General features: G+C 70.7%; 17 protein-coding genes. 6 read left to right on the top strand and 11 right to left on the bottom strand.

Going from position 1 to position 25,639, the window contains the following annotated elements; all coding sequences use genetic code 11:
* Positions 1-158 precede the first annotated feature (158 nt).
* From typA to L0P92_RS25495, 6 genes are all read left to right on the top strand, one after another.
* Positions 159-2,066, top strand: coding sequence for a translational GTPase TypA (gene typA, locus L0P92_RS25470; protein WP_234765320.1), 1,908 nt, complete (start codon positions 159-161; stop codon positions 2,064-2,066).
* 906 nt (positions 2,067-2,972) lie between these two features.
* Complete coding sequence (locus L0P92_RS25475; protein WP_234765321.1) at positions 2,973-4,004, top strand: ABC transporter permease; 1,032 nt, start codon at positions 2,973-2,975, stop codon at positions 4,002-4,004.
* Between the two features lie 115 nt (positions 4,005-4,119).
* Positions 4,120-5,916, top strand: a complete 1,797-nt coding sequence (locus L0P92_RS25480; protein ID WP_234765322.1) for an ABC transporter substrate-binding protein — start codon at positions 4,120-4,122, stop codon at positions 5,914-5,916.
* Between the two features lie 112 nt (positions 5,917-6,028).
* The gene (locus tag L0P92_RS25485) at positions 6,029-7,006 is read left to right on the top strand and encodes an ABC transporter permease (RefSeq protein ID WP_234765323.1); all 978 of its coding nucleotides are present in this window, start codon (positions 6,029-6,031) and stop codon (positions 7,004-7,006) included.
* A gap of 10 nt (positions 7,007-7,016) precedes the next feature.
* Entirely contained in the window at positions 7,017-8,078 is a 1,062-nt protein-coding gene (locus tag L0P92_RS25490) for an ABC transporter ATP-binding protein (RefSeq protein ID WP_234765324.1), read from the top strand.
* 25 nt (positions 8,079-8,103) lie between these two features.
* On the top strand, positions 8,104-9,249 hold the full coding sequence (locus tag L0P92_RS25495; protein ID WP_234765325.1) for an ABC transporter ATP-binding protein: 1,146 nt from the start codon (positions 8,104-8,106) through the stop codon (positions 9,247-9,249).
* Between the two features lie 84 nt (positions 9,250-9,333).
* Here the strand turns inward: L0P92_RS25495 and L0P92_RS25500 are convergent, their stop codons facing one another.
* The 11 genes from L0P92_RS25500 to L0P92_RS25550 all read right to left on the bottom strand — a co-directional run bounded on the left by L0P92_RS25500 (position 9,334) and on the right by L0P92_RS25550 (position 25,518).
* Positions 9,334-10,311: an ABC transporter ATP-binding protein gene (locus tag L0P92_RS25500; RefSeq protein ID WP_234765326.1), complete on the bottom strand. Its 978-nt coding sequence runs from the start codon at positions 10,309-10,311 to the stop codon at positions 9,334-9,336.
* On the bottom strand, positions 10,308-11,282 hold the full coding sequence (locus L0P92_RS25505; RefSeq protein ID WP_234765327.1) for an ABC transporter ATP-binding protein: 975 nt from the start codon (positions 11,280-11,282) through the stop codon (positions 10,308-10,310). The genes L0P92_RS25500 and L0P92_RS25505 overlap by 4 nt, the downstream gene beginning before the upstream one ends.
* On the bottom strand, positions 11,279-12,208 hold the full coding sequence (locus L0P92_RS25510) for an ABC transporter permease (protein WP_234765328.1): 930 nt from the start codon (positions 12,206-12,208) through the stop codon (positions 11,279-11,281). Before L0P92_RS25510 ends, L0P92_RS25505 begins: the two co-directional genes overlap by 4 nt.
* Positions 12,205-13,257: an ABC transporter permease gene (locus L0P92_RS25515; protein ID WP_234765329.1), complete on the bottom strand. Its 1,053-nt coding sequence runs from the start codon at positions 13,255-13,257 to the stop codon at positions 12,205-12,207. The genes L0P92_RS25510 and L0P92_RS25515 overlap by 4 nt, the downstream gene beginning before the upstream one ends.
* Positions 13,258-13,263: 6 nt before the next feature.
* On the bottom strand, positions 13,264-15,084 hold the full coding sequence (locus L0P92_RS25520; protein WP_234765330.1) for an ABC transporter substrate-binding protein: 1,821 nt from the start codon (positions 15,082-15,084) through the stop codon (positions 13,264-13,266).
* A 160-nt stretch (positions 15,085-15,244) separates the two neighbouring features.
* Positions 15,245-15,754: a DinB family protein gene (locus L0P92_RS25525; RefSeq protein ID WP_234765331.1), complete on the bottom strand. Its 510-nt coding sequence runs from the start codon at positions 15,752-15,754 to the stop codon at positions 15,245-15,247.
* A 42-nt stretch (positions 15,755-15,796) separates the two neighbouring features.
* On the bottom strand, positions 15,797-16,522 hold the full coding sequence (locus L0P92_RS25530; RefSeq protein ID WP_234765332.1) for a thioesterase II family protein: 726 nt from the start codon (positions 16,520-16,522) through the stop codon (positions 15,797-15,799).
* The gene (locus tag L0P92_RS25535) at positions 16,519-17,790 is read right to left on the bottom strand and encodes a cytochrome P450 (protein ID WP_234765333.1); all 1,272 of its coding nucleotides are present in this window, start codon (positions 17,788-17,790) and stop codon (positions 16,519-16,521) included. Before L0P92_RS25535 ends, L0P92_RS25530 begins: the two co-directional genes overlap by 4 nt.
* Positions 17,791-17,810: 20 nt before the next feature.
* Positions 17,811-20,132 (bottom strand): non-ribosomal peptide synthetase, encoded by a 2,322-nt coding sequence (locus L0P92_RS25540; protein WP_234765334.1) that lies wholly within the window; start codon positions 20,130-20,132, stop codon positions 17,811-17,813.
* Positions 20,129-24,691, bottom strand: coding sequence for a non-ribosomal peptide synthetase (locus L0P92_RS25545; protein ID WP_234765335.1), 4,563 nt, complete (start codon positions 24,689-24,691; stop codon positions 20,129-20,131). The genes L0P92_RS25540 and L0P92_RS25545 overlap by 4 nt, the downstream gene beginning before the upstream one ends.
* A 59-nt stretch (positions 24,692-24,750) precedes the next feature.
* The gene (locus L0P92_RS25550) at positions 24,751-25,518 is read right to left on the bottom strand and encodes a thioesterase II family protein (RefSeq protein WP_234765336.1); all 768 of its coding nucleotides are present in this window, start codon (positions 25,516-25,518) and stop codon (positions 24,751-24,753) included.
* Positions 25,519-25,639 lie beyond the last annotated feature (121 nt).

Below are 25,639 nucleotides of genomic sequence, written 5' to 3' on the forward strand. Positions count from 1 at the left end.
GAAAATGGGGGGTGACCTGGGGGGATGTAGGGCGGCGAGCCTCAGTGGGGGCGGCCACGTACCATGGGGTAAGGCCGTGGCGTGTCCAGCCCGGCAGGGCCCGCGTAACACAGACGTACGCGAGAGCCGTCCTCACCACTCCGGGAGTACGCCGCAATATGGCCACGCGCCACGACATCCGCAACGTCGCCATCGTCGCCCACGTCGACCACGGCAAGACCACCATCGTCGACGGCATGCTGAAGCAGGCCGGTGCCTTCGCCGCGCACCAGCTCGACTCCGTCGACGACCGCATGATGGACTCGAACGACCTGGAGCGTGAGAAGGGCATCACGATCCTCGCCAAGAACACGGCGGTGAAGTACCACCCCAAGGACGGGGGGGATGTCATCACCATCAACATCATCGACACCCCCGGCCACGCCGACTTCGGCGGTGAGGTGGAGCGCGGTCTGTCCATGGTCGACGGCGTCGTTCTCCTCGTCGACGCCTCCGAGGGGCCGCTGCCGCAGACCCGCTTCGTACTGCGCAAGGCCCTCCAGGCCCGCCTGCCGATCATCCTGTGCATCAACAAGACCGACCGGCCCGACGCCCGTATCGACGAGGTCGTCAACGAGACCTACGACCTCTTCCTCGACCTGGACGCCGACGAGGAGCAGATCGAGTTCCCGATCGTCTACGCGTGCGGCCGTGACGGGATCGCCTCCCTCACCAAGCCCGAGGACGGGACCGTACCGACCGACTCGACCAGCCTCGAGCCGTTCTTCTCGACCATCCTCGAGCACATCCCGGCCCCGACCTACGACGAGGCCGCCCCGCTCCAGGCGCATGTGACGAACCTCGACGCCGACAACTTCCTCGGCCGTATCGCCCTGCTCCGTGTCCACCAGGGCGAGCTGAAGAAGGGGCAGACGGTCGCGTGGATGAAGCGCGACGGGTCCGTCAGCAACGTGCGGATCTCCGAGCTGATGATGACCGAGGCGCTGACGCGCAAGCCGGCCGAGAAGGCGGGCCCCGGTGACATCTGTGCCGTCGCCGGCATCCCGGACATCATGATCGGTGAGACGCTCGCCGACACCGAGAACCCGGTGCCGCTGCCGCTGATCACGGTCGACGAGCCCGCGATCTCCATGACCATCGGCACCAACACCTCCCCGCTGGTCGGCCGCGGCGGCACCGGCAAGGGCGCCGACGCGAAGGCGGCCGTCAAGGACCGCAAGGTCACCGCCCGCCAGGTCAAGGACCGGCTCGACCGTGAGCTGATCGGTAACGTCAGCCTCCGTGTCCTCGAGACCGAGCGCCCCGACGCCTGGGAGGTCCAGGGCCGTGGCGAGCTGGCGCTGGCCATCCTGGTCGAGCAGATGCGCCGCGAGGGCTTCGAGCTGACCATCGGCAAGCCGCAGGTCGTCACCAAGGACGTCGACGGCAAGGTATACGAACCCGTCGAGCGCATGACCATCGACGTGCCCGAGGAGCACATGGGCGCCGTCACCCAGCTGATGGGTGTCCGCAAGGGCCGTATGGACAACATGTCCAACCACGGCTCGGGTTGGGTGCGGATGGAGTTCGTCGTGCCCTCCCGTGGTCTCATCGGGTTCCGGACCGAGTTCCTGACCCAGACCCGCGGCACCGGCATCGCCCACTCCATCCACGAGGGCCACGAGCCCTGGTTCGGCGCCCTGCAGACCCGTAACAACGGCTCGCTGGTCGCCGACCGCGCCGGTGCCGTCACCGCGTTCGCGATGACGAACCTCCAGGAGCGCGGCGTGCTGTTCACCGAGCCGGGCACCGAGGTGTACGAGGGCATGATCGTCGGCGAGAACTCGCGCTCCGACGACATGGACGTGAACATCACCAAGGAGAAGAAGCTCACCAACATGCGGTCGTCCACGGCCGATGTGGCCGAGTCGATCGTCCCGCCGCGCAAGCTGTCGCTTGAGCAGTCCCTGGAGTTCTGCCGCGACGACGAGTGCGTGGAGGTCACCCCGGAGGCCGTGCGTATCCGCAAGGTGAACCTGGACGCCCGCGAGCGCGCCCGCGCCGCGAGCCGCGCCAAGCACGGCTGAGGACGCTCTCGGCGCGGCTGAGGACGCGCCGAACACGGCTGATTCGCGCCCGGGACGGCACCGGGCACCCCGCCAGCGGGTGCCCGGTGCCGTTTTGCGCGAAGGGCGGGCGCGGCTGCCGCGACGTCGCCCGGTGGAAGCGTAGGGAAAACCCTTGAATCTGTTGTGAGAGGCCGCTGAGCGGGTCGAATCCTATTAACCTGCCCGGAAGCAACTCGCCTGACGGTCCCTCGGCCCGAGGCGGGGGCACCTTGCACCGAGAGTGCGCGACAGGCAACCGTTTTTCCGGCGCGGTACGTCCGGTAAACGGACACCTCCCCCCGATAGATGTGTAACAAGTCCGTTTCGCAGCGATCTCTCACCAAACCCTTTGTCCGGGTTTTGGAAGACCTAGCCCCTATCTGTGATCGAACCGAGACCTCGAGAGTGTGGTTCGTCCCCTGGCCGATAGCAGATAGTTAGGCGCGTAGAGCTCGGAAGAACGGGTCACGCGCTGACGGGGCGCCGACTCGCGAGCGTGGGGGCACCTGGCGAACCTGGGCACCGGCGACGGGCCCGGACGTGTCGCGTGCTGCCCCTTTGCAGTGAACCAGCGGATTCATGAGGAGGAACCCATGCGAGGTGCCACAAGCGCCATATGGGTCACGTCGTCCCGGATGGCAGATGTAGGCCCCGCGGGTGCGTGGAGTCCCGTTGCGGCGGTTGTGACCGCGGCCAGGCGTCGCGAACTTCCCTGACGGTACGTGCCGTCGGCGGTCGGTTCCGATCGCGAACCAGGGTTCCTCACGGGGTTCACCCCCAGCCGTTGTCGTTCTCCTCGCACGCTGCGAAAGATGTACGCCGTGCGAAGGCCGTCGGGCACTGTGCAGTGCAGACGACCTCCAACATCTGTGAAACGGACGAATCATGACGAGTCCAATCGAGCTCGAGGGTGCTGAAACCCCTTCCCTCGTGGACAAGGAGAGCGCGCCGCACGGCGACGCCAAGGAGTCGAAGAAGCTTGAGGGACGCAGCCCCGGGCAGTTGATGTGGGGCCGCTTCAAGCGCGACCGAACCGGTGTGGTCTCCGCCGTCGTCGTCCTGTTCTTCTTCACGATCGCGACAGCGGCGCCGCTGATCTCCAAGCTGTACGGCAAGGACCCGTACACGCTCTACGGTCAGGAGAACCCCGAGCTCCTGGACATGTTCACCATGCCGGCGAAGCCCGCCGGCGGCATGGACGGGGAGTTCTGGTTCGGTATCGAGCCGGGCCTCGGCCGTGACGTCTTCACCCAGCTGCTGTACGGCATGCGGACCTCGATGTTCACGGCCCTGGCCGCGACGGTGCTGATGACCGTGGTGGGTGTGCTGATCGGCCTCGCGGGCGGCTACTTCGGCGGCAAGGCCGACTACTGGCTCGGCCGGGTCACCGACTTCTTCATGGCGCTGCCCAACCAGCTGTTCTTCGTCGCCGCGATGCCGGTCATCACCACGGTCTTCGTCGCTCCCGACGAGGAGACGCCCACCTATGTGCGCACCTGCGCGATCATCATCGTCCTGTCCTTCCTGGGCTGGATGAGCATGGCGCGGATCGTCCGGGCCGCAAGCATGTCGCTGCGCGACCGGGAGTTCATCGAGGCGGCGCGGATCTCCGGGGCCTCGCCCTGGAGGATCATCCGCAAGGAGCTGCTGCCCAACATCGTCACCCCGACGCTGGTGCAGTTCACGCTCACGCTGCCGAGCACCATCCTGAGCATCGCCTTCCTCTCGTTCGTGGGAGTGGGATACGTAGAACCCACCCCGGACTGGGGGCGGATGTTCGCCATCGGCGCGCGCATCGTCGAGCAGGACCCGTACTACATGCTCTTCCCCGGCGTGGCCATGGTGGTCTTCGTCGTGGCCTTCAACCTCCTCGGCGACTCGGTCCGGGACGCCTTCGATCCCAAGACCGGTCGCTGAGAGCCCCCCACACGGGCAGGCCACGCTCTTGCCCACGTCGGCCTCGGTCCCCACGGCCCGGCTCCGGCCAGCTACCAGCACTGCTCACTACTCACAGGCAGGTGGATTCCAATCCATGAGCATCTTCCGTAACCGCACCACGACGGCCGCGCTTGTCGCGGTGGCAGCCGGCGCCCTGACCCTCACCGCCTGTGGCGGCGGCAGCGACAGCGCGGCCAAGGACAACAGCAAGCAGAAGGAGGACGCCAAGGCGCAGTCCAAGCCGGTTCAGATCGGCGACGCCAAGGCTTCCACCGGCCCGGCCCCCGAGGTCCCCGGCGCCAAGGCGGGCGGCACCGCCAACGTCTACCAGGAGGCGGACTTCTCGCACCTGGACCCGGGCCAGATCTACGTCTCGGACGGCAAGCTGCTCAGCCGTCTCATCTTCCGTGGTCTGACCCAGTACTCCGAGGACGACCAGGGCAACCTGACCGTCGTGGGCGACCTCGCCACCGACGCCGGCAAGGTCTCCGACGGCGGCAAGACCTGGACGTACACCCTGAAGTCCGGTCTGAAGGACGAGAAGGGCAACCCGATCAACTCGGCGGACATCCGCCACACGGTCGAGCGCCTGTACTCCTCGTACATCACCGACGGCCCGACCTACCTCCAGCAGTGGCTGTCGGGTGCCGGCACCACCTACCGCAAGGCCTACGCGGGTCCGGACAAGGGCAAGCACCTGCCCGACAACGTCCTGGAGACGCCGGACGACAAGACGATCGTCTTCCACTTCAAGGACGCGCAGCCCGACCTCCCGCAGATGCTGACCATGCCCGGTTACAGCGTCGTCCCGGAGGAGACGGACACCAAGGAGAAGTACGACAACGCCCCGGTCGCGGTCGGCCCGTACAAGATCGCCGACTTCAAGCCGGGCAAGTCGATGAAGCTCGTCAAGAACACCCAGTGGGACCCGAAGTCCGACTCGGTGCGTCACCAGTACGTCGACGGCTTCAACATCGAGATGAACCACGACGACGAGGACCAGACCAAGACCCTCCTCGCCGACCAGGGCGACGCCAAGAACACGATGATGTTCACGGGCCAGGTCGCCACCACGCAGCTCCAGGCCGTCGTGAGCGACAAGGCCGCCATGAAGCGCACCATCCAGGGCTACGCGCCCTACGTGTGGCAGCTCAACTTCAACATGGACCGCGTCAAGGACAAGAAGCTCCGCGACGCCATCACGCTGGCCCTGCCGTCCGCCTCGGTCTTCAAGGCCGACGGTGGCGCCTACGGCGGTGAGGTCGCCAACTCGCTGATGTCGCCCACCACTCCGGGCTACGACGACAAGTACGACCCGTTCAACCGGTCCAAGAAGCCCAACGGTGACATCGCGGCCGCCAAGAAGCTGATCGACGAGGGCGGCTTCAAGGGCAAGAAGATCGTCTACGCCTACGGCAACACGCCGGTCCGTCAGCAGCAGGCCGTCCTGATCGCCGACGCGCTGGAGAAGATCGGCCTCGACGTCCAGAAGAAGGAGATCGACTCCGCCACCTGGTACGAGCAGGTCGGCAAGGTCAAGAACGGCTACGACCTCTACATGACCGGTTGGGGCCAGGACTGGCCGTCCGCGTCCACGGTCTTCCCGCCGCTGTACGACGGCACCACCATCCAGGACGGCGCGTCGAACTACTCGCACATCAACGACGAGCACGTCAACTCCGAGATCGCGCGCATCGTGAAGATCACGGACACCGCTGAGGCCACCAAGGCCTGGGACGCGCTGAACAAGTACATCACCGAGAAGGTCAACCCGGCCGCCCCGATCTACTACACCAAGGTCTTCCAGATCTTCGGTTCGAACATCGGCGGCATCCGCTACAGCTCGGACTCGAGCTACGTGGACGTCACCCGGATCTTCCTCAAGAAGTAACCCGGTACGTCGGGAGACCGGTGGTGGGCGCGTGGCGGAGCGCCCACCACCGGGGCCCGGATCTTCCAGACCTCACCATCGACTGCCGCCGTCCTGAGAGCAGCTGCCTGCCATGCTTCAATTCCTCATTCGCCGAACGTTCGGCGCGGCGCTGATCCTGCTGTTGATCAGCGCGTTCACGTTCTTCATGTTCTTCGCCATCCCGCAGGACCCGGCCCTGCTGGCCTGTGGCAAGAACTGCACTCCGGACGCGTTGGCGATCATCCACAAGAACCTCGGCCTCGACTCGCCGGTCCCGGTGCAGTACTGGAACTTCCTCGTCGGCATCTTCGCCGGCCGGGACTTCGCCGTCGGCCACTGCGCCGCCCCCTGCTTCGGCGTCTCCTTCGCCAACAACCAGAACGTCTGGGACACGATCCTCGACCGCTTCCCGCTGACCCTCTCGCTGACCGTCGGCAGCCTGCTGGTCTTCCTCACGCTCGGCCTCGGCGCCGGTCTGCTGGCCGCCAAGTACCGCGGCACCTGGCTGGACAAGACGTTCAGCTCGGCCTCGCTGGTCATCAGCTCGATGCAGATCTACTTCCTCGGCCCGCTGGTCCTGCTCGCGCTGGTCTACAGCACCGGCTGGCTCGAGAAGCCGAAGTACGTGCCGTTCTCCGAGGACCTCGGCGGCTGGTTCATGGGCCTGTTGATCCCCTGGGTCGTCATGGCGACCATCTTCACGGCCAACTACACCCGTATGAGCCGCTCCTCGATGATCGAGCAACTACAGGAAGAACACGTGAAGGCGGCCCGTGCCAAGGGCATGTCGTCCAACTACGTGTTCTTCCGCTACGCCTGGCGGGGCTCGCTCATCCCCATCGTGACCATCCTCGGCATCGACCTGTCCTCCCTGCTGGCGGGCGGCATGGTGACGGAGTTCACGTTCGGTCTGGCCGGTCTCGGCCGGCTCGCGCTGGAGTCCGTCGTCAACAAGGACCTTCCGATGCTGATGGGCGTCATGCTGGTCAGCGCCGCGCTCATCATCGTCTTCAACCTGATCGTGGACGCCCTGTACGCCGTCATCGACCCGCGCGTGCGCCTGTCCTAGGAGAACCACCGTGACCACTCAGACCAAGCCCGAAGAGGCCGCGGCCACCGCCGCGGAGCGGGCCTTTCTCTCGGTACGTGACCTCAAGGTCCACTTCTCCACCGAGGACGGCGTCGTCAAGGCGGTGGACGGGCTCTCCTTCGACCTGGAGCGCGGCAAGACCCTCGGCATCGTGGGCGAGTCCGGGTCCGGCAAGTCGGTGACCAACCTCGCCGTCCTCGGCCTGCACAACCGCAAGAACACCGCCATCGACGGCTCGATCACCCTGGACGGCCAGGAGCTGACCGACGCCGGCGAGAAGCAGCTGGAGACGCTGCGCGGCAAGAAGATGGCGATGATCTTCCAGGACGCGCTGACCGCGCTGTCGCCGTACTACACGGTCGGCCGGCAGATCGGCGAGCCGTTCATGAAGCACACCGGCGCCTCCAAGCGGGACGCCCGGGTGCGCGCCATCGATCTGCTGGAGAAGGTCGGCATCCCGCACCCGCAGCAGCGGGTCGACGACTACCCGCACCAGTTCTCCGGCGGTATGCGCCAGCGCGCCATGATCGCGATGGCGCTCTCCTGCGACCCGGACCTGCTCATCGCCGACGAGCCCACCACGGCACTCGACGTGACGGTGCAGGCGCAGATCCTGGACCTGCTCAAGGACCTCCAGCAGGAGTTCGGCTCCGCCATCATCATGATCACCCACGACCTCGGCGTGGTCGCCAACATGGCCGACGACATCCTCGTGATGTATGCGGGCCGGGCGGTCGAGCGGGGCACGGTGCGCGAGGTGCTCAAGACGCCTCAGCACCCGTACACCTGGGGCCTGCTGGGGTCGATGCCCAGGCTCACCTCCGATGTCGACGAGCCGCTGGTGCCGATCCCCGGATCGCCGCCCTCGCTGCTCAACCCGCCCTCGGGCTGCGCCTTCCATCCGCGGTGCGCGTTCACCGAGGACGTGGCCGGGGGCCGTTGCTCCAGCGAGCGGCCGCTGCTCGCCCCGGGGCGCGCAGCCGCGTGCCATCTGTCGGGGGACCAGCGGCAGCAGCTGTTCATCGAGACGATTCAGCCCCGGCTGGGCTGAGCCAAACCGGGACTGGGGCATCACCATGAGCGACAACAGCAACACCACCACGGCGGTCGCCGACGCGATCCCGCAGCAGCGGGACGAGGACGGCGCGCCGCTCCTTCGGGTCACCGGCCTGAAGAAGCACTTCCCGATCAAGGGCGGCTTCCCGATCCGGCGCACCGTCGGTCACGTCAAGGCCGTCGACGGCGTCGACCTGGAGGTCTTCCCGGGCGAGAGCCTGGGCTTGGTCGGCGAGTCCGGCTGCGGCAAGTCGACGACCGGGCGACTGCTGACCCGGCTGTACGAGCCGACCGAGGGCACCATCGAGTACAAGGGGCGGGACATCAGTCGCGCCAGCCGCTCGCAGATGGCGCCGATCAGGTCCGAGATCCAGATGATCTTCCAGGACCCGTACGCCTCGCTGAACCCGCGGCAGACGGTCGGCAAGATCATCTCGGGCCCGATGGAGATCAACGGGATCAACCCGCCCGGTGGCCGGGAGAAGCGGGTCCGCGAGCTCCTGGAGATCGTCGGTCTCAACCCCGAGCACTACAACCGCTTCCCGCACGAGTTCTCCGGCGGCCAGCGCCAGCGCATCGGTGTCGCGCGCGCCGTCGCGCTGCAGCCGAAGCTGATCATCGCGGACGAGCCGGTCTCGGCCCTCGACGTGTCGATCCAGGCCCAGGTGGTGAACCTGCTGCAGGAGGTGCAGCGGGAGATGGGGATCGCGTTCGTCTTCATCGCCCACGACCTGGCGATCGTGCGGCACTTCTCGCAGCGGATCGCGGTGATGTACCTCGGCAAGGTCGTGGAGATCGCGGACCGCGACTCGCTCTACAACCGTCCCCGTCACCCCTACACGCACGCGCTGCTGTCGGCGGTGCCGGACGCGGACATCGACGCGGCCAAGCGGGAGCGGATCCGGCTCGCGGGCGACGTGCCCTCGCCGATCAGCCCGCCGTCCGGCTGCCGGTTCCGTACGCGCTGCTGGAAGGCGCAGGACAAGTGCGCCACGCAGGAGCCGCCGCTGGTCCGTATCGAGGGCAGCAAGCCGGGGCACCTGACGGCGTGCCACTTCCCGGAGGAGCCGACCATCGCGGACCGGGGCGAGGACGTGGTGCTGGACCAGGGTCTGAAGGCCCTGGAGGACAGCGCCGACGGTGACACGACGGTCTCGAAGGGCTGACCGCCAGGATCGGATTGATCGTCAGGAGACCGGGGGCGGGAGTGAAGACTCCCGCCCCCGGTCTTTCCCTTCCCCGCGCGGGCCTCAGGCGGTGATCCGCGCCCGCGCCCAGTGACACGCCACCTGCGCCCGCGCACCCCCTTCGAGCACCCCCGGGTCCTCGTTCCGGCAGGCGTCGGCCACCCCCGCGCGCGCCGCCTCCCCGCTCGCCAGCACCTGGCAGCGGGCATGGAAACGGCACCCGCCGGGGATACGGGTCGGATCCGGAGGCTCCCCGGTCAGCACCACGGGGTCGCCCGGTGCCTCCGGCAGGACCGACAGCAGCGCCTGGGTGTACGGATGCCGGGGCGCCGTGAGCACCTGCTCCACGTCCCCCGTCTCCACGATCCGGCCCAGGTACATCACCGCCACCCGGTCCGCGATGTTCCAGGCCAGCCCCAGGTCATGGGTCACCACCAGCGCCGAAAGCCCGAGGTCGGCGCGCAGCCGCAGCAGCAGGGCGAGGATCTCGCCGCGTACGGAGGCGTCCAGGGAGGCCACCGGCTCGTCGGCGACGAGGAGTTCGGGTTCGAGCACCAACGCGCCCGCGATGACGACGCGTTGGCGCTGCCCGCCGGACAGCTCGTGCGGATACCGCAGGAAGAAGCGCTCCGGCGGCCGCAGCCCGGCCCGCGACAGGGCCTCGGCCACCGCCGTACGCTCGTCGCCGCCGTACCCGTGGATCCGCAGACCCTCCGCCACGGCCTCGTACACCGTGTGCTGTGGGTTGAGCGACCCCGTCGGATCCTGCAGCACCAGCTGGACGCGCCGCCGGTACGCCTTCAGGGCCCGCGACGAGTACCGCAGCGGCTCCCCGTCGAACACGACCCGCCCCCCGGTCGGCGGCTCCAGCCCGAGCAGGGCCCGCGCCAGCGTCGTCTTCCCACAGCCGGACTCGCCGACCAGCGCCACGATCTCCCCGGCGCCGATGTCGAGTTCGACGCCGTCCACCGCACGGGCGGGCGGGGTGCCGTGGCGGGCGGGGTAGGTGACGTGGAGGCCCTGGGCGCTCAAGAGGGTCATGATCCGCTCCTCGTGTCCCGCGTCGCCGGGACGTGCACACACGCCGCCCGGCGGTCCTCGTCGGCCATGCGCAGTTCCTGGTCGTCGACCGCGCAGGAGTCCAGGGCGACCGGGCAGCGGGGGTGGAAGGCGCATCCGGGGGGCACGGCGGACGGGTCGGGTGGGTCGCCGGGCAGGCCGCGCGGGGCGAAGCGTGACGCCGGGTCGCCGATTCTCGGGAACGCCTCGGAGAGGGCCTTGCCGTAGGGGTGGCGGGCGTCCTCGTAGACCTTGCGGGCCGGGCCCTCCTCGACGACCCGGCCTGCGTACATCACCGCCAGCCGGTCACAGGTGTCGGCGAGGACCGCCAGGTCGTGGCTGATCGCGATCAGGCCCAGCTCCTGCTCCGCGACGAGCTGTTCGATGAGGCGGAGGATCTGCGCCTGGATCATCACGTCCAGCGCGGTGGTCGGCTCGTCGGCGACGATCAGCCGGGGATCGCAGGCGAGCGCCATGGCGATCATGACGCGCTGACGCTGGCCGCCGGAGAGTTCGTGCGGATACGCCGACGCCCGCGCCGCCGGGAGGCCCACGTGCTCCAGGAGCTCACCGGCCCGCTTCCGGGCGCCCGCCGGGGTCGCCTTGCGGTGCAGCAGGATCGGCTCGGCGATCTGGTCGCCGACGCGGTGGACGGCGTTGAGCGAGTGCATCGCGCCCTGGAAGACGATGGACGCCCCGGCCCAGCGCACCGCGCGCACCCGGCCCCACTTCATGGTGAGGACGTCCTCGCCGTCCAGCAGGACCTGCCCGCCGATCCGCGTCCCGGCCGGCAGCAGCCGCAGCAGGGCGAGGGCGAGCGTCGACTTGCCGCACCCCGACTCGCCCGCGATGCCGAGCTTCTGTCCGGCCCCCAGCACCAGGTCGACACCCCGCACGGCGGCGGCCCCGCCGGGGTAGGTGACCGTGAGGTCTCTGACGTCGAGCAGGCTCAACGCCCCACCCCCAGCCTCGGGTTCAGCACCGACTCCACCGCGCGTCCGCACAGCGTGAACGCCAGTGCCACCACCGCGATGGCGATGCCGGGCGGCACCAGGTACCACCAGTTGCCGGAGCTGACGGCCCCCGCCTCCCGGGCGTCCTGGAGCAGGCCGCCCCAGGACAGGACGGTCGGATCGCTCACCCCCAGGAAGGCGAGGGTCGCCTCGGCGAGGACGGAGGAGGAGATCATCAGGGTCGTCTGGGCGAGGACCAGCGGCATCACGTTGGGCAGCACATGCCGGGACATGACGTGCCAGTGCCCGCCGCCGAGCGCCTTCGCGCGTTCGATGTACGGCCGTGACTCCACCGCCAGCGTCTGCGCACGCACCAGCCGGGCCGTGGTCGGCCAGGAGGTCACGCCGATGGCGAGGACGACCGTGCCCAGCGAGCGGGGCAGCACGGTGGCCAGCGCGATGGCGAGGACCAGGGTGGGCATCACCAGGAACCAGTCGGTGATCCGCATCAGGACGGTGGCGTACGCCCCCTTGAAGTGCCCGGCCGTGACCCCGACCGTCGTGCCGATCGCCACCGACAGCGCCGCCGCCAGCAGCCCGACCAGCAGCGACACCCGCGAGCCCCACACCAGCAGACCCAGCAGATCCCGCCCGAACCGGTCGGTCCCCAGCCAGAACTCGGCGCTCGGGCTCTCCATCGGCCGCCCCGGCGCCCCGGTCACACTCGACACGTCGGTGCCGACGGTGAGCGGGGCGGTCAGGGCGACCAGCGCGAACAGGGCGAGCCCGACCAGGCCGACCAGGCCCGCGCGATGGGTGCGGTACCGCTTCCAGAAACGTACGGCGGACTGCCGCCGCCGCTGCCGGGCGAGCGCGCGCGGGCCGGCCGCCCCCGCCCCGGTCTTGGTCGTCGTCCCGGTCGTCATCGGCCCACCCTCGGGTCGAGCAGCGGATACACCAGGTCGGCCAGGGTGTTCATGACGATCACCGCCGCAGCGAAGAAGAGGAACAGGCCCTGCACCAACGGCAGATCGGGCACGCTCAGCGCCTGGTAGAAGAGTCCGCCGAGGCCCGGCCACGAGAACACCGTCTCCACGAGGATCACGCCCGCGACCGTCCGGCCCAGATTGACGAAGACCAGCGTCACCGTCGGCAGCAGCGCGTTCGGCACGGCGTGCCGGCGCCGGACCAGGTCGTCCCTGAGGCCCTTGGCGCGGGCGGTCGTCAGATAGTCGCTGCCCATCTCGTCCAGCAGCGCGGACCGGGCCACCAGCAGGGTCTGGCCGTACTCCACCGCGACCAGTGTGACGACGGGGAGGACGAGGTGGTGGGCGACGTCGAGGACGTACGCGAAGCCCTCCTCGCCGCCCGACTCCATGCCGCCGGTCGGGAACAGTCCGGGAATCGGGCCCATCCCCACCGAGAACACGATGATCAGCAGCAGGCCCAGCCAGAAGGACGGGATCGAGTACAGGGTCAGGGCCAGACCCGTGTTCAGACGGTCCCCGAGCCCGCCGTGCCGCCAGGCCGAGCGGGTGCCGAGCACGATGCCGAGCAGCGTGTACAGGACGAACGCGGTGCCGGTGAGCAGCAGCGTGTTGGGCAGCGCCTCGGAGATCTTGTCGACGACGGGCGCCCGGAACTGGTACGACGTCCCCAGGTCCCCGGTGAGCGCCTTGCCGCAGTAGTCGGTGAACTGCTGCCACAGCGGCAGGTCGAGCCCGAACTCCTCGCGGTAGGCAGCCAGTTGCTCGGCGGAGATGGGCCGGCCGCCCGTCATCGTCTTGACCGGGTCGCCGGGGATCAGCCGGAACAGGAAGAACCCGGTGACGAGGACGGCGAGCAGGGAGACGGCGGCGCCGGCCACCTTGCCGGCGCCGTAGCGCAGATAGCGCGTGGCGGTGCGCGCCCGCTGTGCCGGGACAACGGGCGCGGCGGCCTTGACGTTCGAGGCCGAGGGTGCGTCGGCGGTCATGGGCGGCTACTCGCGGTCCTCGGCGGTCGCCCGGCGCCGCAGAGCGAAGAAGGCGCCCGCGGCGACGAGGACTGCGCCGCCCGCGGCCAGCCCGATGACGACGCCTGCCGAGCCGGAGTCGCCGGCGGAGTCGTCGGAGTCCGCCGGGGTCGCCGACCACCAACTCCAGTAGCCGTCCTGCCCGTAGATGTTGCCCGCCTTCTCGGGCATCGTCGTGATCGACGCGATGTGGTCCGTGCGATAGGCCTCGACCGCGTTCGGATACGCCATGACGTTCATGTACCCGGTGTCGTAGAGCCGGGACTGCATCTGCTTGACGAGGTCCGCCCGTTTCGCCGGGTCGTACTCGGCGAGCTGTCGCGCGTACAGCTCGTCGTAGCGCTTGTCGCAGATGAAGTTGTCGGTCGCGCCCGTGTCCTTCGGGGTCGCGGGCAGTGCGGCGCAGGTGTGGATGGACAGTACGAAGTCCGGGTCGGGGTTGACGGACCAGCCGTCGAAGGCGAGGTCGTAGGTGCCCGCCAGCCAGGGATCGGTGACGTTGTCCAGGCAGTCGAGCCGCACACCGATGCCGAGCTCGCCCCACCACTCCTGGAGGTACTGGCCGATCGCCTTGTCGTTGGGATCGGTGGCGTGGCACAGCACGCGGTAGGTGATCGGCTTGCCGTCCTTGCCGAGGCGTTTGCCGTCCCCGTTCTTCCGGTAGCCGGCCTGGTCGAGGAGCCGGCCGGCCTCGGCGGGGTCGTAGGAGAGCTCCTGCCCGGCCGCCGGTTTCCAGAAGTACGTGGAGAAACGCGGCGGGATGTAGCCCTCGCCCCGCACCGCGTGCCCCTGGAACACCCGGTCGATGATGGTCTCGCGGTCCACCGCGCGGAACAGCGCGTGCCGCACCCGCTCGTCCAGCAGGGACGGGTGGCCGTCACCGAACTTCTCGCCGTTCCTGGCCCGCGCCCCCGGGTTGGTGGCCAGGGCGTAGAAGCGGCGGCCGGGCGCGTCGTTGACGTGGATGTTCTTCTCGCCCTTGAGCGAGTCCGCCTGAGCGGGCGTCAGGGACGGCGAGCCGGCGACGAAGGAGACCTCGCCCTTGCGCAGGGCGGCGACCGCGGCGTCCTGGTCCTTGTAGTACCGGAAGACCAGCTCGTCGAACTTGGGCGCGCCGCGCCAGAAGTCCTTGTTGGCCTCGAGCCGTACGTAGCTGTCGGGCTTGTAGTCGGTCAGGATGAACGGCCCGTTGCCGACGACGGGGAAGTCCTTGTCGTTGTTGAACTCCGAGAAGTCGCCGACCTTCTCCCACACGTGCTTCGGCACGATCGGCACGTCCAGGGCCGTCATCGTGGCCTGCGGCTTCTTCAGCCGGATGACCAGCTCGGTGGGGCTCGGGGCGGTCACCTCGCGGAAGTTGCCGACGAAGCTGCCGTTGGCGGTGGCCGCGCCCTCGTCGGTCATCATCTTCTGGAACGTCCACGCCGCGTCCTCGGCGGTGACCCGCTGCCCGTCCGACCACTTGGTGCCGGAACGGATCGTGTACGTCCAGGTCAGCTTGTCCGGCGACGACTTCCACTCGGTCGCCAGCGCCGGGACCGCGTGGGCGTCCCCCGGGTCGTAGTTCGTGAGGTACTCGTACATCAGCCGGTGGATGCTCGTGCTGAGCAGCCGCTGGGCCAGGAACGGGCTCAGTGAGTCGACGCTCTGGGCGACCGCGACGGTGAGGACCTTGTCGCCGTCCGCCGCCACCGCCTGGTGCGGCGCGAGTCCGGCCGACACCGTCAGGGCGGCGGCTGCGGCGGCCAGGAGACGCCGCGCTCTGCTGTGCTGCTCTCGTGTGCTCATGATCGTGACCTCACGTCATCGCCTGCACAGGTACGGCCTGTTGCGCCGTCAGCGCTTTACTGCGCGCGCCGACAGCGCATGAAACCCCATGTGGCCTGCGAGAACAACGAAGTGATGAGATTGAGACAGCCAGTGGTCCACACCACTGAAGAGCACCAGGTCACATGCCGGTGGTGCCGTCCGCCAGCTCCCGGAGGATGTCCAGATGGCCGTTGTGCCGGGCGGTCTCCTCGATCAGATGGTTCAGGATCCAGCGCAGCGTCACCTGCACACCGCCCCGGACGGGCTGGGCCGCGACGGCGTCCAGCGGGGTCTTCGCGACCAGCTCGCGCAGTTCGGCCGACTGGTCCTCGTACTCCTGGAGCAGCTTGGCCAGGGGCACGTCCAGGGCGATCCGCATCTCACGGTCGGGATCCTCGTCGGTCGCCGGGTGGTGGTCCTCCTCGCCCAGGAAGATCACCCGGAGCCAGAAGTAGTCGACCCAGCGCACATGGCTGACGAGCCCGGCGATGCTCATCAGCGGGGAGCCCGGCAGCGGTGCCTTGCGGGCGTCCTCGTCGCTCAGTCCCTCGCACTTCGCGGCCACGGTGGCCCGCGCGTAGTCGAGGAACGTGGTCAGCGTGGAACGCTCGTCCCACGCTTCGGGGGTGTCGGTGCGCACCGTGGTCATGAGTGCGGATGCCTTTCGCAGTGCGGTCGGGGCCGGTCGGGGTCAGACGGTCAGGTCCGCGACGAAGGCGTCGAGCAGATCGTCCGGGGCCTCCATGAAACGGTAGTGTGGCCCCTCCAACAGCCGGAACGTCGTTTCGCCACAGTCCGCCCAGGAGTCCATCAGCCGGTGGTCGACCTCCACGTCCTGGTCCCAGCCCAGCGTCGTGATCGGACAGGGCAGCCGGGTCGGCTCGGCCGGGTGGTACCGCTTGTTGGTCTCCACGTCCGCGCGCAGGATCTCCAGGCTCAGCTCCACCAGGTCGGGGCGCGGGGTGCCGCCGAGCTCCACGATCAACTGGTGGACCTCCTCGGCGAGTTCGGCGTCCGTCATCCGAAGGAAGCGGCCGTGCGGTCCCTGGTGCGGGGCGACCTGCGAGGAGATGAACAGCCGGGCCGGCATCGGATAGCCCCGCTCCAGCAGCCGCACCGCGGTCTCGTAGCCCGGCAGCGCCGACCCGCAGTGCCCGAAGAGGCCGAACGGCCGGTCCAGATAGGGCAGCAGCACCTCGACGAGATCGTCCGCGAGGGCCTCGTACGTCTTGTACGACTCCTCCCGGAAGCGGTTCTCCCGCCCGGGCAGCTGGATCGGGACCACCTCGATGTCCCCGATGAACCGGGGCCACTTGCGGTACATGGTCGCGCCGCAGCCCGAGTAGGGCAGGGCGAACAACCGGGCGGCGCTCTCCGCGGAGGGCCGGCGGAGGAACCAGCGGGCGTCGTCGGTCATCGGGCCAGCTCCGCGTAGCGCTTGACGGACTCCTGCTTCAGCTTCGCGACCATCGGCATGTGCTTGATGCCGGCCACGAAGTTGGAGTGGAGGTGTTCGATCTCCCCGGCCAGCTCGAACGACTCGAAGTTCTCGAAGAGTTCGGTGAACAGGATCTTCAGACTCATCCGGGCCACGGTGTGTCCGACGCAGTAGTGGGCGCCGCTGCCGAAGGCGATGTGCCGGTTGGGCTTGCGGCGGATGTCGAAGGTGAACGGGTTCTCGAAGGCCTCCTCGTCCCGGTTGGCCGAGCCCAGCCACGCCACCACGGCGTCCCCGGCGCGGATCTTCTTGCCGCGCAGCTCGATGTCCTGAAGGGCGTAGCGCATGAAGTGGTTGGCGGGGGAGGCCCAGCGCAGCGCCTCGTCGACACCGGTGTTGAGCAGCTTCGGGTCGGAGCGCCACTCGTCGAGCAGCGGGGTGCCGACCAGCTCGGCCATCGCGCCGGTGGGCACGAACGGCGTGGTGACGTTGGCGCCGAGGATCAGGCTGTAGCAGTTGGACAGGATCGCGCCGGTCTCCAGGCGCCGGCCGTCGATGTCCATGCCCAGCAGCAGGCTGATCAGGTCGTCGCCGAGGTTGTCGCGGCGCTCGCGCAGGATGTCGTGGAAGTACGCGAACAGCTCGCGGTGCGCCGACTGCAGGGTGGCCTCGACGCCGCCGGGCCCTGCGAACTCCGGGTCCTCCGGGGCGATGGACATCGTGGTCAGCTGGGTCAGCCGCTTCCAGTCCGCCCGGGGCAGGCCCATCATCGTGCCGGCCGTCGCCATCGGCAGGTTCATCATGGCCTCGGCGAAGTCGAACGGCTCGCCGCCGAGCGCCGGGGTGAGCAGCCGGTGCACCTCGGTGGTGACCGCGTCGCGGTACTTCTCGACCTGCTTGTTGGTCAGCGCGCGCTGCATCGGGACCCGCATCCGGGTGTGCCGCGGCGGGTCGGTGGCGGCCATCTGACGGCCCCGGGCCGGGTCCTCCTTGCCCAGCAGGAAGAGCATGGTGCCCCGCTGGGAGGTGAACAGCGTGTGGTCGCGCAGCACGAGGTCGGCGTCCTCGAACCTGGTCACCGACCAGAAGCCGAGGGTGTCGTCGACCTGCTGCCAGCGCACCGGGTCGCGGTGGCGCATGGCGTTCCATATCGAGTGCGGGTCGCCCGCCCCGTACAGGGTGGAGTCGGTCAGATCGACCGCCTCCAGATCGATGTCCTCGGGCGGCACCGGCTGGTTGAGCCTCATGTCGGTGTTCTCCTGTGTCCTCAGCGGCCGGTCGGGGCGGCCGGGTGGTGGTCGAGTTCTTCGGCGAGTTCGGCGACGGTCGGCCGCAGGTAGAGGGTCCGGGCGGACAGCTCCACCGAGAACCGGGCCTGGAGACGGCCGAGCAGGTCGGCGGCGATCAGCGAGTGGCCGCCCAGCTCGAAGAAGTCGTCGTCCACGCCGACCGGTTCGACGCCCAGCAGGTCGGCCCACTCCTCGGCGACGGCGCTCTCGGTCGGGGTACGCGGGGCCGTGTACTCGGTGCCCAGGGAGCGCGGGCTGCGCCGGGCGGCGGGCAGGGCGGCTCGGTCCACCTTGCCGTTGCGGTTCAGCGGGAACTCGGGCAGCGGGAGGATCGCCCAGGGCACCATGTAGCCGGGCACCTCGTCGCGCAGCCACTCCCGCAGCCGCCTGCCCAGGGCGGCCGGCTCGTCGTCCTCGGGGCGCTCGGCGGTAATGTAGGCCAGCAGCCGCTTGCCCTGGACGTCGTCGGTCTGGGTGAGCACGACCGCCTGCCGGACGTCCTCGTGCCCGGCCAGGACCGCCTCCACCTCGCCCGGCTCCACCCGGTAGCCCTGGATCTTGATCTGCCGGTCGGCCCGGCCGAGGAACTCCAGGGTGCCGTCGGCCAGCCGGCGGGCCAGGTCGCCGGTGCGGTAGAGGCGGGCGCCGGGCGCGGTCGAGAACGGGTCGGGCAGGAACCGCTCGGCCGTGGCCCCCGGGCGGCCCACATAGCCGTCGGCCAGGCCCTCGCCGCCGGCGTACAGCTCGCCGGGGACTCCGGCCGGGACCGGGCGCAGTTCGGCGTCGAGGACCAGGGCGCGGGTGCCGCTGATGGGCCGGCCGAGCGGGACGGAGTTGCCGGCGGGGGGCTCGGCGGAGGTCCAGCAGGCGGTGAACGTGGTGTTCTCCGTGGGACCGTAGCCGTTGGTGAACAGCAGGCCGGGGTGGGCCGTCAGCAGGCGGCGGACGTGCGAGGCGGAGATCACGTCGCCGCCCGCGATCACGTGCCTGAGGCCGGCGAAGGCGTCGAGGTGCTGGGTGACCATCTGGTGGAACAGCCCGGCCGTCATCCAGGCCACGGTCACCCGCTGTTCGACGAGGGTGGCGGCGACCTCCTCGACGGCCACCGGACCCGGCCGGTGCAGGGCCAGCCTGCCGCCGTTGACCAGGGGCGCCCACAGCTCCAGCGTCGAGGCGTCGAACGCCACCGGGGCGAGCTGCAGGAACACGTCGTCGGCGCGGAACTCGGCCCAGTCCGGGGCCACGACGAGCCGGGAGACCGCCGCGTGCGGCACCCTGACACCCTTCGGCTCGCCCGTCGAACCCGAGGTGAAGCTGACGTACGCCGCCGCCGAGGCCGGCACCCGCGCGGGCGGTGCGCCCGCCTCGTGCGGGTCCGCGCTTCCCGCGGGTTCCGGGACCAGGGCGGTGACACCGGCCGGGACCAGCGGCGCGAACCTCTCCTGGACCAGGGCCGTACGGGCTCCGGTGTCCGCGAGCAGCCGCAGCAGGCGGTGCTGCGGCAGATCCGGTTCGAACGCGGCGTAGGCGGCGCCGGTCCTGAGGACGGCCAGCAGCGAGACGACGAGTTCCACAGAGCGTTCCGCGAGCACCGCGACCACCTCGCCGGGGCCCGACCCGGCCGCGCGCAGCCGGGCGGCCAGCCGGTCGGCTTCGGCCGTCAGCGCGCGGTAGGTCAGCGACCGCTGTCCGTCGCTCACCGCCACCGCGTCGGGCGTACGCTCCGTCTGCCGCTGGACGAGCGCATGGACCGGCTCGGCGGGCCGGGGCGCCCGGCCCGTTCCGGCGTGCACGGCCGCCTCGGCGACGTCCTCGTCGGACGCCAGCGGCAGCACGGCGAGGCGGACCTCCGGCGCGGCCGTGGCGGCCAGGGCGCGCCGGAGCTGGCGCTCCAGCCGGTCGGACTCGCCGGCCGGGAACGCGCCCGCGCCCAGCGTCACGCCGACGCCCGCGGCGTCCGCCGCGACGGTGACGCCCCGGGCGGGTCCGTCGGCGGCCACGTCCCAGTCGAGGTGCGCGTCGGTGAGCGCGCCCGGGTCGGGCTCCTCGTCACCGGCGGTCAGCACGGCCTTCTCAGCGTCCGCGAGGAGCTCGGCGAGCGTCGTCGAGTCGGCCACGTCGAAGGCGAACACGGCCTCGGCGCCGGCGTCCCGGTAGCCGATCCGCACGGTGTCCTGAAGGGTCCGCCGGTACAGCACCGCGACCAGCGCGGCCAGGACCGGCGCGGCGCTCACGGCGGCCGCACCGGGGGCCGAGTCGTCCGCCAGGGCGGCCCGCTGGGGTTCGGTCAGTTGCGTCACGAGTGCTCCTTGGAGACGGCGGAGCCCGACGGGGCTCCCGGCTTGCGTCGGCGCAGGGCGGACCGGTCGACGCGTTGGATGGCGGCGGGAGTTTCCCGGGGTTTCGCCGTCTGCTCGTCCACGAACGCGGCGATGGCGGCGATGGTCGGTGACTCGAACAGGAGGCTGAGCGGTACGTCGATCTCGTACTCGCCGCGCACCCGCTCCATGACCTCCGAGCCGAGCAGGGAGTGCCCGCCCAGGGCGAAGAAGTCGTCGTGCACTCCGACCCGGTCGACGCCCAGCGCCTCGGTCCAGATACCGGCCAGCGCGAGCTCCGTCGCGGTGCTCGGCGCCCGCTGGGCGTCGGCAGCCGCGCCGGACACATCGGGGCGGGGCAGGGCGTGCCGGTCGGCGAGACCGGTGCCGTCCACGGCGAAGCCCGGCACGACCACCACATGGGCGGGCACGGCGTGGAACGGCAGCTGTTCCGTGAGCCGTCGGCGCAGATCCGACGTGACGGCCTTGGTCCGGGCCACCCCCGACGGGTCGCTGGCGAGCGGGGCGTCGCCCGCGTCGGCGCCCGGAGCCGGCCGGCCCAGGCCCGGCGGCAGCGACAGCGAGGGCGCGTCGCCGTCGGCCGCGGTGCGGCTGAGGAACAGCTCCATCTCGCCCTCGCGCGGCCCGAACTGCACCAGCGCCGAGTAGCCCGCCTTCTCGGCCGCCGCCACCAGCGCGGCGGGGTCGACCGGGCCGCCCGGTGCGGCGGGGCTGGGGGCCAGGGCGGCAAGGGTGTCGGCGACGGTGTGGGTGCGGCCCTCGTGCAGCGCGTCCAGGGCCGTCAGCCGCGCGTGGAGCCGGGCGTCCGGCACGGAGCCGACCAGCAGCCGCTCGGGGGCCTGCTCGGCGAGATGCTCGGCCAGGGAGCGGGCGGTGAGCCCGGCCGTCCGCCAGTCCAGGGCAGGGGCGGCCGGCGCGGCGGCGGGCGCGGCCGGGTCGTGGGCGCGCAGCACCACGTCGTAGTGGTACAGGCTCAGTTCGTTGCGGGTCCTGCTGAGGCGCGGCAGCAGATACACCTCGCCCAGCCCTTCGAGCCGGGCGGGCAGCGTGCCGAAGTACCGCGGGTCCAGCAGGAGTTCCTCCTCCTGGCCCATCCGGGCGGCCAGCGCCTCGCGCAGCCGTGCGGCCGGGTCCTCGGGCTCGAGCAGCTCCAGCCGGCCCGGCAGGTGCAGGGCTCCGGCCAGGGGCAGGCTGCGCACCGAACCGAGATAGACATGGCCGCCGGGCCGCAGCACCCGCAGCGCGCCCTCCAGCACCCGCTCCAGATACTCCGTGCTCGGGAAGTGCTGGACGAGCGCGTTGAGGACGACCGTGTCGAAGCCGTCGTCCGGCAGGCCCTCGAAGTCGTCGGCGGCGCGCTCCAGCAGGGTGACGTCGTCGACCTTGCTGGCGAGCCAGTCCTGGTGGTCGCGGATGTGCCGCAGGGCGTGCGCCGACAGGTCGGTGCCGGTGTACTCGGCGCAGCGCAGGGCGAGCCGGAACAGCAGGGTGCCGGTGCGGCAGCCGATCTCCAGCACCTTCGCCGGGCGCAGCGCCATGACGCGGCGGAACGTGGTGTCCGCCCACTCGCGCATCTCGGCCGCGGTCAGGGTCTCGCCGGTGTGCGGGCTGGTCCAGCCGGTCACGTTGAGCGCGGGGTCGTCCTCGGCGGCCCGGCCGGCGTAGATCTCCTCGAACAGGGCCCGCTGACGGTCGCCGCCGGTGGCGTCGGCGGCCCGCAGGGAGACGTGGGCGACCAGGTCGGGCGCGTCGTCGTGGTCGCCGGGGTGCGCGGTGACCAGGGCGCGGTCGACGTCGGGCGCCTTGTGCAGGACGGCCGCGACGTCGGAGGTCTCCACCGGGTGGGTGCGGATGCGCAGTTCCTCGGTGAGCACGTCCAGCGTGCCGTCGGGCAGCCGCCGGGCCCGCAGACCGGTGCGCAGCACCTGCCCGTCGCCCAGCGGATCCTCGACGAGGAGCCGGCGCAGCTCCTGGGGCCGGCCCAGGATCCCGTCGGGCAACGGCACCCCGCCGACGCAGAGTTCACCCGGCAGCGCGCCGGGCACCGGCAGCCCCGCCGCGTCCAGGACGCGCAGCACCGCGCCCGCGGCCGGGGGACGCAAGCCGGGCAGGGCGCCCGGCTCGGGCTCGGTGAACGACTGGACCACGACGTCCAGTGCCGCGTCGGCCCGGCCGGACCGAAGGTGCAGTGCCGCGTCGGGGGCGGCCTCGCGCAGCCGGGCCACCAGGGCCGGCCAGGGGCGCTCACCCGCGCAGACGACCTGGCGCAGTGACGGCAGGGGGCCGTCCGTGTCGAGCAGCGCGGCGAGCGTGGACGGGGTGCAGGCCAGCACGGCGACCGACTCGTCTCGTACGGTCCCGGCGAGCGCCGCGGGTGTGGTGTCGGCGGGCAGGACCAGACGGGCACCGGCGACGAGCGGCCACAGCAGCTCCCAGGGTGCGAGGTCGAACGCGGAACCGGTCGTCAGGACCGCCTGGTCGCCGCTCGCACCCGTGGTGCGGACGGCCTGGCGCAGCCGGTGGACGACACCGGCGTGGGTGTTGACCAGGCCGCGCGCCGAGGAGTCCACGGGCGGCCGGTAGTTGACGAAGGCGCCCTGCTCCGGGCCGGGCGTGGCCGCGGGCCGGTCGGCGGGCCAGTCGCCCAGGTCGTCCGCCATGTCGACGGGCTCCACCATCGGGTCGAGCCCGTCGGGGCCCGCGCCGTCGGTGAGGACGAGCGCGGTGGAGCAGTCCAGCAGGACGTCGTTGAGGTCGTCCACGCGGGCGTCCGGGGAGAGCGGCACGGCCACGGCACCGGACTTCAGGACGCCCAGCAGCGCGACGAGCAGCCGCGGGGAGGGCGGCAGACAGACCGCGACGGGCTGGCCGTCGAGCACGCCGAGCTCGCGCAGCCGCCAGGACAGCCGGTTGGCCCGCTCGTCCAGCTCCCGGAAGGTGAGGCTCTGCGCCCCGTGCCGGACCGCGACGGCGTCGGGCCGCTGCCGCGCCTGCTCGGCGAGCAGCGCGGGGACCGTCCCGTCCGCGGTGCCGTCCGGCTCGACGGGGGCGTCGCCGGGCTCCTCGGCCAGCCGTACGGAGTCGAGGTCGCCGACCACGGGAAGGGAGCGCACCGGGGTGTCGGGCGCCTCCAGCACGGAGGCGATGACCGTCGTCAGGGAGTCCATCATGCGGCGCACGACGTCCTCGGTGAACACGTCGGTGGAGAAGTAGATGGTGCCGCGCACACCGCCGTCGTCGTCCGGCTCCAGGTCGACCTCGATGTCGAACCGTGCCGTCTTCGTGCTCAGCGGTTCGACGGTGAAGGACAGCTCGGGGAGCTCGACGCTCCAGCGGGGCGAGTTGTCGAAGCCCATCTGGTGCCTGACCAGAGGGACCTTGGCCCGGGTGTCGCGCTCCGGGGTGATCACCTCGATGATCCGCTCGAAGGGCACGTCCTGGTGGTCGTACGCCTTCAGGCACACCTCCCTGGCCTGGCGCAGCAGCTCGCGGTAGGTGGGCGAGCCGGTGGTGCGCATGCGCAGGACCAGCTCGTTGACGAAGCAGCCCGCGAGGTTCTCCAGCTCGGCCCGGCGCCGGCCGGCCACGGCCGAGCCGATGATGATGTCGTCCTGGCCGCTCCAGCGGGACAGCACCAGCGACTGCGCGGCGAGCAGCGCCATGAACGGGGTGGCCCGCTCCGACTCGGCGAGCTCGGTCAGCCGGCGGAAGGTCCCCGGCTCGATGCGGTACGGGATCGTGCTGCCCCGCCAGGTCGGCTCGGCCGTGGTCGGCAGCCCGGTCGCGATGTCGACCAGCCGGTTCTCCGCGAGCTGCTCCTTCCAGTACTCCAGCTGCCGGTCGATGACCGGGCCGCTCAGCTGCTCGCGCTGCCAGGCGGCGAAGTCGCCGTACTGGACGGTGAGTTCCGGCAGCCGCGGTTCCACTCCGTGGACGCGGGCGGAGTAGCGCTCGCCGAGCTCGCGGATGAGGACGTTCATCGTCCAGCCGTCGGTGGCGATGTGGTGCTGGACGATCAGCAGCAGGTGCTCGTCCTCGGCCAGCCGCAGCAGCACGGGCCGCAGCATCAGATCGCGTTCGAGGTCGAAGGGCCGGTCGGTGACGGTCTGGCAGTGGGTCCGCGCGGCCGCCTCGCGCTCGGCGACGGGCAGGTGCGTGAGGTCGACGAGGGGGATGTCGAGGCCCGAGAAGGGGTTCACGCGCTGCACGGGCAGGCCGTCGACCTGGTGGTAGGTGGAGCGCAGCACCTCGTGCCGCTCGACGATCTCGCTCAGGCAGCGGTGCAGCAGGGCGCTGTCCAGGCGGCCCTTGAGCCGGGCGGCGCCGGAGACGTTGTAGAAGACGGCGTCGGGTTCGAGCTGGTTGAAGAACCAGATGCGCTGCTGGGCGGGGGAGAGCGGGATCGCGCCGCGGTCTCCCTCGTACCGGGTGATACGGCCGCCCCCGGCGGACGGCAGCTGACGCGCGACCAGCCGGTCGAGCAGCTCCCTCTGTTCGGCTGTCAGTGTGGCCGAGCGCATGCGCGCCTCACCCTCTCGCTGTGTCGGGCTGGTAGTGGGCTGACTGCTGGTGGGGGACGTCATGACGGCCGTCCCGTGTTTCCGGTGGACATGCGCAGGTGCTCCACGTCGGCACGGACCCGGGCGACCACGTCGGCCACCTGTTCCTGCACGAAGAAGTGGCCGCCGTCGAAGCGGCGCACCGTGAAGTCGCCGTCGCTCTCCTCGCGCCAGGCGAGCGCACGATCCTCGCGGACCGTGGTGTCCCGCTCGCCCAGATAGAGCCGGACCGGGCAGTCCACCGGGCGGTCGTCCACCGGGCGGGGGCCGGCCAGGACCGTCAGGTCGGCCCGCAGGACCGGCAGGGTCATCTCCAGGAACTCCTTGTGGGCGAGGAGTTCGGGCGGGGTGCCGCCCATCTCGTGCAGATAGGCGAGGACGCCGTCCTCCGTCAGCCAGCGGGCGTAGTCCCGGCGGGGCTCGCGCCGGGGCGCCTCGCAGGCGGCGACGATCAACAGCCTTGGGGTGACGCCCAGTTCGCGCCGCAGGTAGCGGGCGAGTTCGGCGGCGAGGGTGCCGCCCATGCTGTGGCCGAAGAGCACCAGCGGACGGTCGGTCAGCGGGCCGGCCTCCGCGCACAGCTGCTTGAGGATCTCGTCCATCGTCTCCAGCGGCGGCTCGGCGAGCCGGGAGCCGTGGCCGGGCAGCTCCGCCGCCACCACACCGATGTCCGGGGGCAGCAGGCGCGGCCAGCGCCGGTAGACGTGCGCCGCCGAGCCCGCGGGGTGCAGACAGAGCAGCCGCAGCGCGACATCGTCACTCAGCGACCAATCGCGCAGCCAGGTCATGCGGTTTCCTTCCGGGCTCGGACGGCCTGTGATCGGTCGTCGGCAACCAGCTTCGTGAAGCGGACGGGGAGTCGAAATCGGGAGAGTGCCTGACAGTGGGCCGCCCCCCGACCCCCCCCCC

This window comes from Streptomyces muensis (assembly GCF_021474425.1).
Taxonomy (GTDB): Bacteria; Actinomycetota; Actinomycetes; order Streptomycetales; family Streptomycetaceae; genus Streptomyces; species Streptomyces muensis.

Bases quoted from the DNA above. Each gene is read 5' to 3' on its own strand.
- typA (WP_234765320.1), top strand. From the start codon at position 159: ATGGCCACGCGCCACGACATCCGCAACGTCGCCATCGTCGCCCACGTC.
- L0P92_RS25475 (WP_234765321.1), top strand. From the start codon at position 2,973: ATGACGAGTCCAATCGAGCTCGAGGGTGCTGAAACCCCTTCCCTCGTG.
- L0P92_RS25480 (WP_234765322.1), top strand. From the start codon at position 4,120: ATGAGCATCTTCCGTAACCGCACCACGACGGCCGCGCTTGTCGCGGTG.
- L0P92_RS25485 (WP_234765323.1), top strand. From the start codon at position 6,029: ATGCTTCAATTCCTCATTCGCCGAACGTTCGGCGCGGCGCTGATCCTG.
- L0P92_RS25495 (WP_234765325.1), top strand. From the start codon at position 8,104: ATGAGCGACAACAGCAACACCACCACGGCGGTCGCCGACGCGATCCCG.
- L0P92_RS25500 (WP_234765326.1), bottom strand. From the start codon at position 10,311: ATGACCCTCTTGAGCGCCCAGGGCCTCCACGTCACCTACCCCGCCCGC.
- L0P92_RS25510 (WP_234765328.1), bottom strand. From the start codon at position 12,208: ATGACGACCGGGACGACGACCAAGACCGGGGCGGGGGCGGCCGGCCCG.
- L0P92_RS25515 (WP_234765329.1), bottom strand. From the start codon at position 13,257: ATGACCGCCGACGCACCCTCGGCCTCGAACGTCAAGGCCGCCGCGCCC.
- L0P92_RS25520 (WP_234765330.1), bottom strand. From the start codon at position 15,084: ATGAGCACACGAGAGCAGCACAGCAGAGCGCGGCGTCTCCTGGCCGCC.
- L0P92_RS25525 (WP_234765331.1), bottom strand. From the start codon at position 15,754: ATGACCACGGTGCGCACCGACACCCCCGAAGCGTGGGACGAGCGTTCC.
- L0P92_RS25530 (WP_234765332.1), bottom strand. From the start codon at position 16,522: ATGACCGACGACGCCCGCTGGTTCCTCCGCCGGCCCTCCGCGGAGAGC.
- L0P92_RS25535 (WP_234765333.1), bottom strand. From the start codon at position 17,790: ATGAGGCTCAACCAGCCGGTGCCGCCCGAGGACATCGATCTGGAGGCG.
- L0P92_RS25545 (WP_234765335.1), bottom strand. From the start codon at position 24,691: ATGCGCTCGGCCACACTGACAGCCGAACAGAGGGAGCTGCTCGACCGG.
- L0P92_RS25550 (WP_234765336.1), bottom strand. From the start codon at position 25,518: ATGACCTGGCTGCGCGATTGGTCGCTGAGTGACGATGTCGCGCTGCGG.